The sequence below is a fragment of the Vibrio sp. Vb0598 genome (assembly GCF_033338935.1).
Taxonomy (GTDB): Bacteria; Pseudomonadota; Gammaproteobacteria; order Enterobacterales; family Vibrionaceae; genus Vibrio; species Vibrio alginolyticus.
Genome location: NZ_JAWOTP010000010.1, coordinates 118,333 through 134,274, shown reverse-complemented (window position 1 = coordinate 134,274; position 15,942 = coordinate 118,333). Strand labels below are relative to the sequence as shown.

Here is a 15,942-nt window from a genome sequence, read left to right as displayed (position 1 = left end):
TGACCCATTTATGAAGAACAGCTTATCTCCATTTTCTTCCCCCATTCCGGCGGCAATTTCGCATAATCATCAAACTCGGTTTGCTCATCAAATGGGCGTTTTAACAGTTCGGCCAATCGGTGTAATTCGCTAAAGTCCCCTTCTTCCGCTTTATCAATCGCCAACTGAGCCAAGTAGTTACGCAAGATGTATTTGGGATTGGCTTGACGCATCTGTTTGCAACGCTGTTCGGTTGAAATCAGGCCCCCTAGTTCATCAACCTCTAGCTCACACCGAGCTAAATACAGCTCAAGCCAAGCTCGCGCTGCTTCTCGGTCGAGAAATAAATCGATTACGGCTTGGGAAGGCGCATTATCAAGGTTTGAAAGTGTTCTGAAGAAGCGAGTGTAGTCCGTTTTGTTCTGGTGAAGAAGCTCAAACATAGCTTCAAACAAACGCCCGTCTTCCGCTATCTTGGTTTTTAAGCCCAACTTCTCACGCATGAGGCAGCTGAACTGCTGGCTTAAATGAACTTCAAATTGACTCAACGACGATTCTAAATCTTCTCGTTCAACGAGTGGCGATAGCGCATGCGCCAGTGCTGACAGGTTCCAAAGCGCAATTCTAGGCTGTTGATCAAATGCGTAACGACCCTGGTAGTCTGAATGATTACAAATGTATCCCGGCTCATAATCATCAAGAAAGCCAAACGGACCATAATCAAAAGTTTGCCCAAGAATTGACATGTTATCGGTATTCATCACACCATGCGCAAAACCAAAAGCTTGCCAATATGCGATCATCTCGGCTGTTTTAGTCACGATGGCGTCAAACATCGCGGCATATGGTTTCTCCGCCGATGCACAATCAGCAAAGTGCCACTCAATCACCTTATCCGCCAACAGCTTCTGCTCTGCTAACTGGTTGGTGTAAAAGAAATGCTCAAAGTGACCGAATCGAACATGGGTTTCAGCCATTCGAAGTAACAAAGCGCCCGATTCCGTTTTTTCTCGATAAACAGGTGTATCACTGACCATCATACCGAGAGCACGTGTCGTGGGAACCCCAAGGCCCGCCATGGCTTCACTGCACAGGTACTCACGGATAGTTGAGCGTAATACCGCTCGCCCATCTCCCATTCGCGAGTAAGGCGTTAGCCCTGCACCTTTGAGGTGAAGATCAAACCAAGTACCATTCTGATGCTCAATTTCTGCCAACAGTAATCCACGTCCATCGCCCAAATCTGGGTTGTAAACGCCAAACTGATGGCCTGCATATTTCATCGCAAGAGGACGAAATTGTTCGAATTCACTTAGCCCAGAAAAAACCGCCAATAACTCATCGTTTTGCTCTTCTGGTAAACCAAACTGCTGTGCAAACTCACCATTCCAAGCGACCCAGCGAGTGTTGTCCAAGGGTTGTGGCTCGACCAACGTATAGAACGCTGACGGTAATTGACTAAAGCGATGGGTGAAATTGACCCGTTGCCAAATGGACATGTAGGGTTCCTTAATAAAAAGAAGTACTGTTGTGAGTATACGTGTGAATGTCCCTGTCATTCAGCCATGAAATGGGCATGGGTATTTTGCGTGAATAACGCGAAGGCGGCAGGAAGGTATCAACCTGCCGCAGACCGTCTCCTAAACGGAGGTAGCATGTAAAAACGATCAAAGGGTTAAGCGGAAAATTCTTCACCCGTTTTTGGTGGCTGTGATGGCGTATCAAAACGAGCGCGTTCGATATCCACTACCGTTTTATAGCTCAACGATAACAATGCCAGCTGGTACGCGCCAAAAATACCATAGGCCACACCGACGAAGCTCAACATAAAGAGATTCGTAAAGTGGCTAAAGATCAGCTGACTGAGCAAGCCCGCACCCAATGGAATTAGTCCCATCAAAATGAATACTTGTTTGTTGTATGCTCTGCTCTGGTTCCACGAACGACGCAAACTGCGCGGCTGATGATCCATTGCAGTCGCTGGCAACACAAATGACCATCGCGCCATTACCCAATAGCCAGGAATGCTTGCAATCGTTGTGATAATAGCCATAGCAACAAAGTCGGCTTCACCACTTTCTGCAATGTAGATAAACGACAACACAAAGATCGGGATACCAATAACGAGCATCATCATCAGTCCAAACAGTATCCACCAGCCTATGAAACGGAATTCTCGAGCTGACAAACGAAATACATCCAACGCAGAGTGCATGTAATCGCCGGCTAAATAAATTCGATGCACACGCACAGCCGCCATAGCGGCAACAAGTGGGTACAAAATAATTGTGACGAAATAAAATCCTGCGACATTGCCTTCTTGAACGTTCGCTTGATCTTGCCCCGTCATTTCAGGATACATAAAAGCAAAAATTGAGTGCACGATAATCAACGGAATACAAGCAATAACAATTGCGAGTAGATTCCTTCTGACCATCACTGCCGCTTCTCGGCATATTTCCGAAACAGAAAAGCCCTCGGTAGACATATAACATCCTTAGTTCATAAAAATCGGCCCCTAGGGTAACCGCAGAGTAGAAAAATCGCTTTAAAAATAATGAGAAACACATCTCATAAGACAATGAGAACGAAACCAAAATAGATCAGATAAAAAATAAGCCACTCAATGTGAGTGGCTTATACCGCAATTCAATACCGTTTTAGACGCGACGTCGCCAGCCTAATGTTGCAAGTAACATCAAAGCCCAATAAGAAACACTGCCGCTACCTTCAGAGTTCTTGAATGTCGTTGTCTTCAAAGAAGCAACAACCGTCACGATAACTTCCCCCGTAGCAGTGGCACCATGACCGTCTGAAACCGTATATTGCAGCTTGATGCCGTCAGTAGGGCTATCCGGTGCTTGAAAACGGATTTTGCCATTCTCTACACTCGCACTTCCCACACCCGTTACGTTCTGTACGCTTTCTACAACCAGTTTATCGCCGTTCACATCCGAATCATTGCTCGCTGCATCAATCAGAATACTTTCACCAACGGCAACGGTCGCCGTATCTGCAAGCGTAAGTGGCGCTGCGTTTTTCATGGTTAAATCGACGGTAGCACTGGACGTTTCATTACTAGGATCAGTCACGGTTAAACGGAATGTCAGAACCTCACCCGCTTTTGCACCTTGAGGCACCGTAAAGCTTGTGCTAACACTGGTTGCATTGCCAAGAGAAACTGAAGTGCCAGCCAACTGCTCCCATTTATAACTCAACACGTCACCATCAGCATCCGTACTATTTAACGCAGACAACGTGACTCGCTGCCCAACCGTCATGTCTTTATTATCAAAATCAATCACGGCCACTGGCGCTTCGTTGCTGCCAAGCACTTCCACCTGCACATTCACGATTGAAGATGAGTACGCACCATCAACCGACAACAAACGATATTGGAAAGTGTCCAGACCAACGAAGTTAGCTTCAGGTTGGTACTGGTTGCCAGAGATGGTGCCGTGCTCAGGCTTCTGCACAATGTCCACATTGAACTGATACCCTACCGCCATGAAATCATTGTCCATCAGGTTCAGTTTGATTGGCGTATTTTTATTGGTTTGTAACGAATCAGATTTCGCTTCAACCAAGTTGCTCGCATCCACATTTAATAATGCTGCAAACGGAATATAAGAGAACCCGGCTTTTTCTAGACCAAACGTGCCAATCTCACTGTAATCACCAGTCCACATTACAGGTAGGGAGGCTTTTTCAGTTTTTAGCAAGCGGCCGAAGTCAAAGTTTGCATCAAATTGACCGCCTTCCAATTCAACGACCAATAGATGCTGACCCGCACTCAATTGGCTTGATTGAGGGAATAAAATTCGAGATGACTTTTGGAAGTTACCTTGCTGTAAAAGCTCAGCGTTGTTTTGATTCAATATTAATCGATAGCCAATGTTTCCAGAAAATGGGAATCGCCAAACTCGATAAATCATGTCACTTTGAGCGCTATCTCTTTGCGCGTAAAGTTGAAGGCCATCAAGCTCTGTATCACTATTCAAGTCCAGTGACACCGCCAGAGTGTTACTCCCACTCGCGTACACATAACCTTGATGAAGAGAGTTCAGCCATGCTGATTTATTTGGTTCGTTTGTATGCTCAAGAGAAAAGCTACCGCCGTTGGTGTTGCTGGCAATGTTGGAAATACGAACCCCAGTATCAAACCCTGTGATCGCTCTCAGACCCGGGGTCGATGTATCTGAAATGACATCGCCACCATTAGGGTACAAATCGTCAGCGTCACTCCTACCATCATTTTCTAACTCATTCAGACCATCAGCCTGCATGATTTGAACCTGCATCGCGCCAACATCATTAAAGCGGTTCTGGACATTGACCGACGTCGCCAGGATACCTTCAGCCGCCAATGCTCGGTCGTAACCGCTAAAGGTGCGATTTTCCAAGTAAACACGTGGGCCAAACTCTTTCAAGTACGGGTCGAGATACACCAGCTTGACATCGTCGTTGTTCACAGAAATAGGCGCTGGACTTTCATGAGTTACCGTTGGTACAACAAAACCAGCAGCGTGTTTGCTCCATGCACTCATGTTCACCGGAGTGTCACCAGCGTATGAATCTCCCGGTTTCTGCGCCCATGAACCGCCACCCATCACGCCCCAAGAGCCGATCGAGGCATCACTGTTCCTTGCGTACAAATCCGGTAAGCCAAGCATTAAGTGGCCAAGCTCGTGTACGATCACGCCCAAGGTCGCTTGATGATCAACTTGATAGTCAGCGAACACACAATAGTCTGTGATCTTTTTACCATCTAGTGTGACATCATCGTGAGAGAATTTGTGCGGCCAAATAGCAGGACGGTTGAGAACCCCTGTTGAACGATCGCCCCCCGCAAAAATAAACATGACAGAGAGTTCTGACGGTTCTACGGTACCATTTTGATTGCTGTCGTAGGCCGAAAGATTAAAGTATGGATCCAGTTTTTGATAAGCCTCGGTGAAAACCGCATTCAACTTGGCGGTGCATGTTTTATCAGTCGAACTAGAGTGACAGTTAGGGTGGCTTTGTGCCACAGTCACATCTATCACACCGTCATTGGCGGTGCCGTAACTCTCAAGTGCAGGAACAACTTTGAATTTACCTTGAGAGTTTTTATCAAAGTAATCCACAACGCTTTGACCATTGGTATTAAATACGCGTTGCTCAAAATCATGCACCATTGCTTGGTCATCAAACGAAACTTGCACAACCAATAGGGGCTGCTGCTTCACCGTTGAACTGCTCATCGCCTGGTAACCTTGCGCCGAACGCAGTAGGTTTTTTCGTGCCATCGGTTCAATGGTTTTTAGAGAAGATAATTGCGGTTTAACTTGTAAATCCGGGCGAAACCTCGCCGACTCAGGTGGCTCACTCGACTGCGTTTTCACCACACCTGTCGAGATCAATATTGGCGTGTCTGACTCGCGCTGAATCTGCGCGAAAAACCAAACGCCGTCTTCCTGAAGTAAGGCATTGCCCTGCTTATCTTCAAACCAGTGGAAATCTGCCGTTCCACGTAGAATTGCCTCACTGGAGCTACCATCGCTCAACGCAATAGTATGCCAAACCGGTGATGGCGGAGTAGTTGCCATGCTCTTCCCTGCAAGAAGCGCAGTTAGCATAGCCATGGCGAGTGTGTTGAATTTCAAAGTACGACTCCATCTTTTCGATTCGTTAATTAATACCAAGCACAACAAGCACAAAGTAACCCTATGGGCATAGAGTAAGACTGAGTGACTATTGACGAAGGCTGGTATCAATTCGCTCAGATAACACGACGTAGTTTGGTGTCACACTACAAAAGCGTCGGATTCCAAAACGCTGTTATGAGCGTAGCTTCTGAGAATATAAATTGAGTGAATGAATAGTATCGAAACGAAAGGAAGAAGAAATGAACTTCTACGAATTTGTAGGTAAAACTGGGCAACATTCCACATATTCTATAAATGTACGAGCACTGCTATTAATCAATGCTCGTAATGGTCGCGCGGCCATTGTTTAACGCTATATTAACCTGTAAGAACGGCGTCTTCTGGGTATTTGACCAAGGTAGGTTCAGGACGTGCCAACATGTAGGCAAGCGTGAGCGGCCCAATACGACCAATGATCATCACCACGATCATAATGTATTTACCAGGTTCAGAAAGTTCCGCAGTCAAACCGGCGGTGAGCCCCACTGTGGCAAATGCGGAAATGGTTTCAAACATAACCTTATCAAAGCTGGCTTTCTCGGTAAGCATCAATAAAAACATTGCGCTTGTCAGGATGGCTCCGCTCACAACGATAATTGCCAATGACTTAGTCACAGTTTGCCAATTTATGGTTCGCTTAAACATAACCACATGTTTCTTTTGGCGTAAAAAGGTCCACGTAGCCATAAACGCAACAGCAAATGTGGAAACTTTAATACCGCCCCCCGTTGAGGTGGAACCCGCTCCAATTAACATTAGAACAATCATGACCAGTAAGGCTGGCTGGGTAAACAACGCCAAGTCAACACTATTAAACCCTGCCGTTCGAGCACTCGCAGATTGAAAGAATGCCGCCAACCATTGCCCTGTTGCAGGTAAAGACGCCATTGTGTTTGGGTTGCTTCGCTCAAGTAACCAAAACATCATCGTTCCGACTAAGAGCAATATCGGTGTCGCAATCAGCATGATTTTGGTGTGAAGATGCAAAAAGTGAAAACCTTTGCGCCAGTTTAGCCAGATGTCACCCACAACAGTAAAACCAAGCCCGCCAAAAATGAATAGCCCCGCCAGTGTAAAGATAACCAACGGATCATTCACAAAGCTCATCATACTGTCAGAAAACAGCGCGAACCCAGCGTTGTTAAATGCAGAAATTGCATGAAACAAGGCGTAAAACATACCAGTCTGCCAGCCCATTTCAGGGACCCAGCGGATAGAGAGAAAAATAAACCCGATCGTTTCTGCAACAAGCGCGAAAACAACAATCCGCTTTACTAGTCGGTTTAGATTGACTTGCCGATCTTGCCCTAATGCTTCTTTCGCCAGCGCTTGTTGACGCAAACTCAAACGCACGCCGAACATATAGAGTAAGACCGCCGACAAAGTCATCTGCCCCAACCCACCGATTTGCATTAAAAACATCAGCAAGATTTTACCCGCAAGCGTAAAGTGTTGCCCAGTATCGACAACACCAAGCCCTGTCACACTAATAGCGGACGTTGCAGTAAACAAAGCATCCGTTATCGACAGGCCCGTAACAGAAAAAACTGGCAAGGTTAGCAATACCGCAGAAGGCAGTAAAACACCGAGAAAACTGAGCAATATAATTCGCGGTTCGTTGCCTTTCGCTTTCTCTTGTTTACCATCTGGTGCGTAAAAAACACCTTTCTGATGAAAATACGTCATAGCGATTTTAATTTATTTGCGAGCGCATCTTGAGGGCCGACCACAATAATTAGGTCACCAATTTCTAGTGTGGTATTAAGGTCAGGTGCCTTGGTAATTTCTGGGCCCCGTTTAAACCCTAGCACTTGCACGCCATCGACTTTGCACAGAGCCAAATCACTTAGTGTCTTACCCATCCAACGAGAGCCAATCACAAACTCCGTCATAGCTAAGCCACTGCCTAATGGGTGGAACTCAAGAACCCGTTTATCGAGCATTTTACGCGCGACACGTATCCCCATGTCACGCTCAGGCATGATAATGTGGTCTGCGCCAATTTTTTGCAGAACACGAGCTTGGAAGCGGTCGTTGGCTTTAACCCATACTGACTTTACTCCCGCCTCTTTAGCAATCAATGTCGCAAGAATACTGGCATTGACATCCGCTCCGATGGCAATCATCACCATGTCGTAATCATCAAGTTTGAGCTCAGCAACCGTCTCTTCGTGAGTACAGTTAGCCACAACCGCCTGACTAACAAAACTGGCAGCTTCTTTAACTCTGTCTTCGTTGATGTCAACGGCTAAAACTTGAGCGCCTGAATCTTGTAACTCTTTACACACTGCCAAACCAAATCGGCCAAGACCAATAACGGCGAATTGCTTATCACCTGTTTTCATTTGTGCCCCATCTTATGCATTCATTAGCAAGCAAAAAAGTTTGCGCCCATTCCTTACCTTGTGCAAACCTGCGGACAGATAATTGACAAAAGCTTAACGCACCTTGATTCACTTTACGTGTTAAGCGTATGACACTGATTAACTTTTTTCCTCATTACCGAATAGAAACCGTCGCGATGGCTACATAATTGGATGCCTAAAAACGCAAAAAGCCGCAAGAATGCGGCTTTTAGATCATTGGATAAACTGGCTATTTTGATTCGCGCTTATCGTGCGATTTACGTTTATTCTTAGGCACGTAATTTAAAATTGAAATTGGTACTGGCTTTCTTGGCGCAAAACCTTCAATTTCCACTCGCTCTAGCAAGTGCCCTAAACGACTTTCAATCATGCAGAGGTTCTTAAAGTCGTCTTTTGAAACCAGTGATATCGCCTCACCTTTCGCGCCAGCACGACCTGTACGACCAATACGATGTACATACTCATCCGCTGGGTAAGGTAAATCGTAGTTGATGACAACTGGCAGATTATCAATATCAATACCGCGCGCAGCAACGCCGGTTGCGACTAAGTACTGGATTTCACCCGCTTTAAACTTTTCTATTAATTCCTGGCGAACACGCTGATTACGGCCACTGTGGAATGCTTCTGCCACAATGCCACGTTTCTCAAGTTGGCTTACCAGTTTGGCCGCGCCGTGTTTAGTTTCAATAAATACCAGTACTTGCGACCAGTCATTTTCTTTAAGCAAGTGACTTAACAGCGACGACTTCATGTCTTTATCGACGGTCGTGATCCACTGTTTAATATTTGATTTTGAGGCACTGTGCTTTGCAATCGTGATCTCTTCAGGATCAATAATCGCATTTTTCGCCAAGTCACGAACAGGGTTAGATAACGTCGCTGAGAACAGCAAACTTTGCACATGTTCTGGCATACAGTCGACGATTTTGTCGATCGCATCGATGAATCCCATATCCAACATTTTGTCGGCTTCATCAAGCACTAGCATTTCCACTTCATCAAAGTGAATCGCGCGTTGACCGTACAGATCAATCAAGCGCCCAGGCGTGCTGACCACAATATCGACACCCTCGATCAAGGCTTGTTTTTGTGGTGCATAATCCACACCACCAAACATCGCCATTGAGCGTAATGGTAAGTTTTTACCATAAGCTTCAATACTTTGATGAACCTGAAGCGCAAGTTCGCGTGTTGGAGTTAGGATAATCGCACGAGCGCGTTTTTTACGTTGCGTTTCGCCTCGACTAAGCTTTTCTAAGATTGGCAGAACAAAACTGGCCGTTTTACCTGTGCCCGTTTGCGCTGCTGCAATTAAATTGCGGCCACGCAATACGATTGGAATGGCTTTTTGTTGGATAGAAGTGGGTTTTTCATAACCTAGCGCTTTTACTGCATCAGCAATCGATGCGCTTAAACCAAGCTTAGAAAATGGCATAGAAAGGTCTCAACAGAGGAAATGGGCGCGTAGTGTATCAGAATCCCCGTGAAGTAACAGAAGGATTCATGCACGAAAAACTAGGAACATGACACAATCTTAGCCCATGAAATTGGGCTGCAAACCTTTTTCTAATTTTTGCCTCACTTTGTAGGAAACATCATTAAGCGTGATTTTCCCCGTTTTGTGGCGGTCGATACCTGCATTCTGTCGATAGGCAATTGAGCCTTGTCTGAACAAAACGAAAGACGGCGGTTTACCAATCGCAGCAGGGTAGAGAATGGCCATGTAAGCATCTTCTAAGCTATTAATTTTATTTCGATAGGGCCAATAGTACGCTTTCACATAGTCAAGTTGTTCAAGCGCGCTCATTCTCGCAAGAGTCTTTGTGTTCACTCCTAATGACTCTGCGGTAGAGGGCATAAATTGAATTAACCCTGTAGCCCCGCTTCCGGAACCATTTTTGATGCTTGGACTGAAAGTTTCAGCAGTTTCAAATGCCATGCACGCCATAAGATGATTAGGATTGATCTTTAGCTCTTTACTAATACGGATGACTTTAGATTTGAACTCTGGAGAAACTTTACCTCCCCACGCTACCGCGTTCTCGGGATCTGCAATCGAAGAGACCGTTGATGCGTCATGTTCTTCGACAATTTTAGAAAGTAGAGGAAGCGTTTGGCGTAGTCGATGGCTCGAACTCACCAAGCGAATTGATTTGGTAAGAAACTTGTCTTTTTTTTGGTGTAGTTTTTGGAACTTTACTAACTTATACAGTTGCTTATAAACCGTTTTCACAACGAAGCCAGATGTAGGGAACACTCCCAGAATGTAATCCATTTCCTACAAATTTAATATAAATATCAGCAACAGGAATTCTAGGTGTGATCAATGTCACCATAAAAATTCTCAAATTCGATACACACCGATGTAAGTGGTCAATGTGTCTCCAACACGCTAGAAGTAAAAGTAAAGAGGCATTAAAAAGGTCTTACCAATTTTTTGGTAAGACCTAGGTTTACTGATTCTCGGATAAGCGAATGTATATTCTTACAGTTCAGCTTCCCGAACCAGTTCTGCAAGCGTCGACAAACGCTGCTCACTTTGTTTTACGTAAGGATTATTCGTATCCCAAGCATATCCAGCCAAAATCGCACTAATCATCTGTTTAATACGTGGGTTCGGGTTTTGATAGAAAATCACATCTTGCAACGTGCCGTTGTACCAGCCTTCCACATAAGTGCGGAATGTGTTCACTCCCACCATTAAGCGTTGCGAGTACTCTTCTTGCCAATCAACCTTTTCACCATTCAGCTGACGAACCACGCAGTCCGCTGCAAACTCGGCCGATTTCATGGCGATAGTGACACCCGATGAAAATACAGGATCAAGAAACTCACCTGCATTACCAAGCAACGCGTAGTGCTCTGTCGCTAAACGTTTGACGTTAGCAGAATAGCCACCCAACTCGCCTGCTGGATTCGGGTAATTCGCATTTCGCAACAAAGAAGCCAAACCCGGCTCTTCATTGGCTAACTGCTGCAACGCTGCAATCTTATCTTCTGGGTATTGTTCGAAAAATTCTGGCTCACCCACCACACCAAACGAACAAGTACCATTAGAGAATGGGATTAGCCAGTACCATACGTCGTGATTTTCAGGATGAACTGAAATTAAAATTTTGTTGCGATCGTATTCCGGCTCTTGGGGAGAGATATGATCTTCGATATGGGTAAAGATCGCTTTTCTAGGCGGAAGACAAGAAGGTTCTTCTAGCTCCAACAAGCGTGGCAAAACACGCCCAAAGCCACTTGCATCCAACACAAAATCTGCTTCGATTTGATAAGCCTTCTTATTTGAGTCGAGCACTTCTAATCGAGACTTTTTCCCTTCAAACACTAGGTTGAGCAGCTCATGCTGATAGCGAATCTCTACGCCTTGATCTTCAGCGCTATCTGCCAATACTTTATCAAAGTTGGCACGTTGAACCTGAAACGTCGTGCCCGGTCCTGGCGTGTATTTGTTTGTAAAGTCGAACTGGGTGTATACGCCATTACGACGAAATGCAGCACCATCTTTATACTGGAAGCCAAACTGCTTTACTGCATTGGTCATTCCTGCTTGTTCAACAACTTCCATACAGGCAGGGAGTAGGCTTTCTCCTATGGAAAAACGTGGAAAAGTCGCTTTTTCTAAGACAACAACATCTATGCCACGCGATTTTAATAACGCAGAAACGGTTGAACCTGATGGCCCCGCTCCTACGACAACAACTTGCTTGAGCTCTGTTTTCATTCTGAATTTAGTTTGCTTGTAGTTTTAATAAGGTATGACCAAGGCCAATATTGTCGGTTCTTTCAACGACAGATAAACCTGCCGCTTCGACAATTTCTAAGAAATCATCACTGCGATAAAAGCGACTATTACCGTTAGCTAAACAGGTAAAATAAAGAGAAGTGGCATTAAGGCTATAGGAAGCTCCCGCGTATTTTTGAGCATCCCAAAACAGCTCCAATACGTAAATAGTATCTCCCTTCGTTAACTGGGCTTTAACTTTTTTAAGGATATTGAGGATCTCAATTGGGGAAAAGCAATCCAAGAACTGGCTCATCCACCATACGTCAGCATGCTCAGGCAATGTTTGTGCTTTATCAAGCATGTTTGCAGGGTATGGACGTACACGCTCGACGAACTGGTTTTCTGAAACATTCTTCATCGCTACTTCTAATTGCTGCGGTAAATCAACAATCGTCACTTGAACGTCAGGGTCATGTTTACAACACTGAATCGCCCATTTTCCCGTATTTCCGCCAATATCCACAAGATGCTTTGGCTTGCTTGCAAATACCTCTTTAAGCAGAAGTGGGAAAGAGCGATCCGAATAGAAATGATCGAACTTAAACCAGCTCTGTTTGGCTTGTTCTGGTAACGTCGATAGACCTTGATAAATGGTCTCCCAATTGCCCAACTCTTTCAAACCTGACGGTTTACCTTCTTGAATTGCTTCCGTCAAATGCATCATCGCGGCGTAACAAACATCTGCCGTAAAATCCATGTTTGCATTCGTCATACCATCATGAAGAAGGTAAAAACCAAGGTTTGCAAGCGAATAGTTAGGTCGTTCCCATAAAACAATATGCGCACTAATCGCCATATCCAACAGTACTTTAACACCATATTCTGATACTCCCGTTTTCTCGGCAATATCTGTGGCACTCATGCCTTGAGCGCCAGCGCTGTCTAAAGCGGCTAAAATACCTAAATCTCGAAGCGTTTTGGCGGTCTGGAACACGATTGGTGCAAAAGATAACTTCTGAGCTTCTGTCTTCGCTTCAAAAGCATTAAAAGGGTCATTATTTTGATTTAACACGGAAAAACCTAACTGCAATTAATAGTTTTATTGTTGAGATTGATTGCCCAACAATGCAATAGCTCGCTGAATATCAACATTCAAGTTGTTTACCCAACGATTGTAATTGCGGTGGATTTTGCCATCACTTGCTTTGAGATTTACTGAGTTGAGATAAATAATTGAGTAATATTTATTATTGTATGGGATTTTTACTTCTGCAGAGTGTTTACGAACGTGGATTTTTGCAATAAGAACACCAGGGCTTACTTCTTCGATCGTCCAGCCTCGGTTAGTTGCTGATTGCACTATGGCCATTTTTACTTGTTTATTTTGAAGATCATAAGCAACTGGAGTATCCTCCACATTCATTACAGGTTGTACTCGTCCACAACCAACAAGAAGCAAAGTTAATAATAACGAGACATACAGCTTAAAACGCGACATGATAATTTCCTTTTTATTGTGAATTTGGGTCAACCCCAATTTGTATCGAGCTGTAAAATAAACAATTTAACCCAATATGCCAAACTCGAAGATCAACATTTCGTTCAATATTGATGCGTGGACAGCGAATTCATTCGGTTTATCCGAATCCAATGAATGGAAACAATGGGCAACAGAGATAAAATGGCCAGAAGATGGCAAAATCAATGTTGCAAATATTCCTGCGATGATGCGCAGAAGAATGAGCCCACTCAGTAAACTGGCGGTACAAACTGCAATCGAAATGCTTAATCAACATCAAGTTGATTACCTTGTATTTTCAAGCCGTCATGGTGAACTGCATCGCAGCGTCGCACTAGTTGAAGATATAATTAATGGAGAAGAGGCGTCTCCGATGGCTTTTTCTCAATCGGTGCACAATACCGCCGCAGGGCTTGCCACTATCGCAACTAAACAACCCATTCCCCTAACTTCTATCGCTGCGGCAGAAAACACATTCCAAAGCGCAATATTAGAAGCATGGCTGTTTTTGTCCGACAATCCTGACAAAAAAGTACTGCTTGTTGATTTTGATGAGCCTATGCCTGACTCTTACTTAGAATATGAAAACCAACAATACAAAGGGTTTGGACTTGGCTTGATACTTTCTCATGGAGATGGCTTCACGGTGCAAAGCGGCATCAGTGCAAAATGCTCAAACCACCCGTTGCCACAAGGCTTAGCGTTTTTGCAACACTACTTGTCAGATGAAAATCAGTGGACTATTCACGCTCCGAAACAAATTTGGGAATGGCACAAAAAATGACTCGCTTAAATCAGTATTGGCGTGTGCTAGCAACAGGCTTTTGTTTTTCAGTATTTGGGTTAGGTGGTTTAGTACTGAGCTTCATTGTTATTCCGACCATTCGTATTTTTGTTTCAGACCAAACGGAACGCGAATATAAAGTTCAAGGTGCGATTCGATATTCATTCAACACATTTTGTAAATTGATGAAGTTGAGTGGCGCAATCGATTATCAAATTATTGGTGCCGATATTCTTCAACAAGATCGTAATTGTTTAATTGTTGCCAACCACCCTAGTTTAATCGATTACGTTCTCATTGCTTCACAATTAAATCGCTGCGACTGTTTAGTAAAATCGGCAATATGGTCGAATCCTTTTATGAAGCACATCGTAAAAGCAGCCGGATATATTCCCAATGAAGCACCGGATGATTTATTAGCACTTTGTGATGAACGATTTAACAAAGGCAACGTGTTGCTTATATTTCCTGAAGGAACAAGAACAACGCCAGGTGTAGAACCGAAATTACAACGTGGTGCAGCACAAATTGCGGTAAGAACAGAACGAGATTTAAGAGTTGTCCATATTACGGTAACACCAAGTTTCCTCACAAAAGAGAAAAAATGGTATCAAGTACCGGCAACAAAGCCCTTTTTCAGGGTTGAAGTTAAGGATAAAGTTGAGATTACCCCCTTTATAAAGCAAACTACGTCGCCGACAATAGCGGCGCGACGCTTACAACAGCACCTAGCTGAAAACATTTTTCCAGAAAACTTTTATTAATAAGCAGGTCCCAGTGGAACAGTTACACAACGACATTAAGCAACTTATTATTGATGCTTTAAACCTTGAAGATTTAACCGTAGATGATATTGAAACGGATGCACCACTTTTTGGTGATGGACTTGGCTTAGATTCTATCGACGCGCTTGAGCTTGGACTCGCAATAAAAAAACAATACAACATCGTTATTGATGCCGACGACTCAAATACGCGCGAACACTTTGCGTCTGTAGCAAATCTAGCGAAATACGTTTCTTCTCAAACTAATGAATAAGTTGTAGGTATATTCATGACTGATGTAAATAAAGATCAAGTATTTGAACAAGTTAAAGATGCGCTTGTTGAGCTGTTCGAAATTGACGCAGCCGACATTCAATCAGATGCGCACTTATACCAAGATCTCGATCTTGATAGCATTGACGCCGTTGATTTGGTCGTACACCTACAGAATGTCACTGGCAAAAAAATCAAGCCAGCAGAGTTTAGTGCAGTAAGAACCGTTGACGATGTGGTTAACGCTGTCACTGAGTTATTGAAGGAAAGTTAATGCGCCAATTGCTGACTGGTTTGTCTGCAATTGTACTGTTTGCCTACCCCTTCGCCGTCTATTTCGGTATAGATAAATTTGGCTTGAACTTAGTTGGGGGCTTGTTAATTGCTGCGTTACTTTTGCGTGTTTTCGTCGCAAATAAGACCCCACTAAAAGAGTTTAAGTTCTTGGCGCTCGTTACGGGCGCTGTTGGCATTGTCCTAATTACGCTTGGCATGGTGTTTAAACAACATGGGTGGCTTCAGTTTTACCCTGTCGTTGTCAATGCATGTATGCTGTGTGTATTTGGACTGAGCTTAAAACAGCCGCAATCGATCATAGAGAGGCTTGCTCGCTTGCAAGAACCCGACCTTCCGGCTAGTGGCGTGACTTACACTCGCAAAGTGACGATGGTTTGGTGCGCCTTTTTTACGCTCAACGCTGCTGTTGCACTCTATACCTGTTTCCTACCAGTAAAAATATGGACGCTTTATAACGGCCTCATCAGCTACTTACTTGCTGGTGGCTTGTTCGCTGGAGAATGGATCGTGCGTCAATTTGTTCGAAAGGAACACTAA

Annotated in this window: 15 protein-coding genes; 5 read left to right on the top strand and 10 right to left on the bottom strand. The window is 44.3% G+C overall.

Annotation, left to right across the window (positions count from 1 at the left end; genetic code table 11):
• Positions 1-8: 8 nt before the first annotated feature.
• The 10 genes from R7Q38_RS12445 to R7Q38_RS12400 form a co-directional block, all read right to left on the bottom strand.
• Positions 9-1,478, bottom strand: coding sequence for a protein adenylyltransferase SelO (locus R7Q38_RS12445; protein ID WP_239938601.1), 1,470 nt, complete (start codon positions 1,476-1,478; stop codon positions 9-11).
• A gap of 176 nt (positions 1,479-1,654) precedes the next feature.
• Entirely contained in the window at positions 1,655-2,467 is an 813-nt protein-coding gene (locus tag R7Q38_RS12440; RefSeq protein WP_005384311.1) for a hypothetical protein, read from the bottom strand.
• 172 nt (positions 2,468-2,639) lie between these two features.
• The gene (locus R7Q38_RS12435) at positions 2,640-5,624 is read right to left on the bottom strand and encodes a M6 family metalloprotease domain-containing protein (protein ID WP_239938600.1); all 2,985 of its coding nucleotides are present in this window, start codon (positions 5,622-5,624) and stop codon (positions 2,640-2,642) included.
• A 360-nt stretch (positions 5,625-5,984) separates the two neighbouring features.
• On the bottom strand, positions 5,985-7,352 hold the full coding sequence (locus R7Q38_RS12430; protein WP_005388288.1) for a TrkH family potassium uptake protein: 1,368 nt from the start codon (positions 7,350-7,352) through the stop codon (positions 5,985-5,987).
• A complete protein-coding gene (locus tag R7Q38_RS12425) occupies positions 7,349-8,011 on the bottom strand; it encodes a potassium channel family protein (RefSeq protein ID WP_005388291.1) in 663 nt (220 codons plus the stop codon). Before R7Q38_RS12425 ends, R7Q38_RS12430 begins: the two co-directional genes overlap by 4 nt.
• 250 nt (positions 8,012-8,261) lie before the next feature.
• The gene (locus tag R7Q38_RS12420; RefSeq protein ID WP_239938599.1) at positions 8,262-9,470 is read right to left on the bottom strand and encodes a DEAD/DEAH box helicase; all 1,209 of its coding nucleotides are present in this window, start codon (positions 9,468-9,470) and stop codon (positions 8,262-8,264) included.
• 99 nt (positions 9,471-9,569) lie between these two features.
• Entirely contained in the window at positions 9,570-10,310 is a 741-nt protein-coding gene (locus R7Q38_RS12415; RefSeq protein ID WP_080276914.1) for a transglycosylase SLT domain-containing protein, read from the bottom strand.
• 210 nt (positions 10,311-10,520) lie between these two features.
• Positions 10,521-11,765 carry an NAD(P)/FAD-dependent oxidoreductase gene (locus R7Q38_RS12410; protein ID WP_065274276.1) on the bottom strand — a complete coding sequence of 415 codons (1,245 nt, stop codon included), beginning with the start codon at positions 11,763-11,765 and terminating at the stop codon, positions 10,521-10,523.
• A gap of 7 nt (positions 11,766-11,772) precedes the next feature.
• A complete protein-coding gene (locus R7Q38_RS12405) occupies positions 11,773-12,840 on the bottom strand; it encodes a class I SAM-dependent methyltransferase (RefSeq protein ID WP_053307501.1) in 1,068 nt (355 codons plus the stop codon).
• 27 nt (positions 12,841-12,867) lie between these two features.
• Positions 12,868-13,266 (bottom strand): hypothetical protein, encoded by a 399-nt coding sequence (locus tag R7Q38_RS12400; RefSeq protein ID WP_005382272.1) that lies wholly within the window; start codon positions 13,264-13,266, stop codon positions 12,868-12,870.
• Between the two features lie 76 nt (positions 13,267-13,342).
• On the opposite strand from R7Q38_RS12400, the gene R7Q38_RS12395 reads away from it, so the two are divergent.
• Genes R7Q38_RS12395 through R7Q38_RS12375 form a run of 5 tightly spaced genes read left to right on the top strand, consistent with a single transcriptional unit; the run spans position 13,343 to position 15,942 of the window.
• Positions 13,343-14,071 carry a beta-ketoacyl synthase chain length factor gene (locus R7Q38_RS12395; protein WP_137281802.1) on the top strand — a complete coding sequence of 243 codons (729 nt, stop codon included), beginning with the start codon at positions 13,343-13,345 and terminating at the stop codon, positions 14,069-14,071.
• A complete protein-coding gene (locus tag R7Q38_RS12390) occupies positions 14,068-14,835 on the top strand; it encodes a lysophospholipid acyltransferase family protein (RefSeq protein ID WP_005388305.1) in 768 nt (255 codons plus the stop codon). The genes R7Q38_RS12395 and R7Q38_RS12390 overlap by 4 nt, the downstream gene beginning before the upstream one ends.
• A gap of 13 nt (positions 14,836-14,848) precedes the next feature.
• Positions 14,849-15,109 (top strand): phosphopantetheine-binding protein, encoded by a 261-nt coding sequence (locus R7Q38_RS12385; protein WP_005382278.1) that lies wholly within the window; start codon positions 14,849-14,851, stop codon positions 15,107-15,109.
• A gap of 15 nt (positions 15,110-15,124) precedes the next feature.
• A complete protein-coding gene (locus tag R7Q38_RS12380) occupies positions 15,125-15,382 on the top strand; it encodes an acyl carrier protein (RefSeq protein ID WP_005382279.1) in 258 nt (85 codons plus the stop codon).
• Entirely contained in the window at positions 15,382-15,942 is a 561-nt protein-coding gene (locus tag R7Q38_RS12375) for a hypothetical protein (protein WP_170893744.1), read from the top strand. The genes R7Q38_RS12380 and R7Q38_RS12375 overlap by 1 nt, the downstream gene beginning before the upstream one ends.

What these genes read in the sequence shown, in the direction of transcription:
- R7Q38_RS12415 (WP_080276914.1), bottom strand. Translation starts at nt 10,310, where the DNA reads ATGGATTACATTCTGGGAGTGTTCCCTACATCTGGCTTCGTTGTGAAA.
- R7Q38_RS12380 (WP_005382279.1), top strand. Translation starts at nt 15,125, where the DNA reads ATGACTGATGTAAATAAAGATCAAGTATTTGAACAAGTTAAAGATGCG.
- R7Q38_RS12375 (WP_170893744.1), top strand. Translation starts at nt 15,382, where the DNA reads ATGCGCCAATTGCTGACTGGTTTGTCTGCAATTGTACTGTTTGCCTAC.
- R7Q38_RS12395 (WP_137281802.1), top strand. Translation starts at nt 13,343, where the DNA reads ATGCCAAACTCGAAGATCAACATTTCGTTCAATATTGATGCGTGGACA.
- R7Q38_RS12445 (WP_239938601.1), bottom strand. Translation starts at nt 1,478, where the DNA reads ATGTCCATTTGGCAACGGGTCAATTTCACCCATCGCTTTAGTCAATTA.
- R7Q38_RS12440 (WP_005384311.1), bottom strand. Translation starts at nt 2,467, where the DNA reads ATGTCTACCGAGGGCTTTTCTGTTTCGGAAATATGCCGAGAAGCGGCA.
- R7Q38_RS12400 (WP_005382272.1), bottom strand. Translation starts at nt 13,266, where the DNA reads ATGTCGCGTTTTAAGCTGTATGTCTCGTTATTATTAACTTTGCTTCTT.
- R7Q38_RS12410 (WP_065274276.1), bottom strand. Translation starts at nt 11,765, where the DNA reads ATGAAAACAGAGCTCAAGCAAGTTGTTGTCGTAGGAGCGGGGCCATCA.
- R7Q38_RS12430 (WP_005388288.1), bottom strand. Translation starts at nt 7,352, where the DNA reads ATGACGTATTTTCATCAGAAAGGTGTTTTTTACGCACCAGATGGTAAA.
- R7Q38_RS12420 (WP_239938599.1), bottom strand. Translation starts at nt 9,470, where the DNA reads ATGCCATTTTCTAAGCTTGGTTTAAGCGCATCGATTGCTGATGCAGTA.
- R7Q38_RS12425 (WP_005388291.1), bottom strand. Translation starts at nt 8,011, where the DNA reads ATGAAAACAGGTGATAAGCAATTCGCCGTTATTGGTCTTGGCCGATTT.
- R7Q38_RS12390 (WP_005388305.1), top strand. Translation starts at nt 14,068, where the DNA reads ATGACTCGCTTAAATCAGTATTGGCGTGTGCTAGCAACAGGCTTTTGT.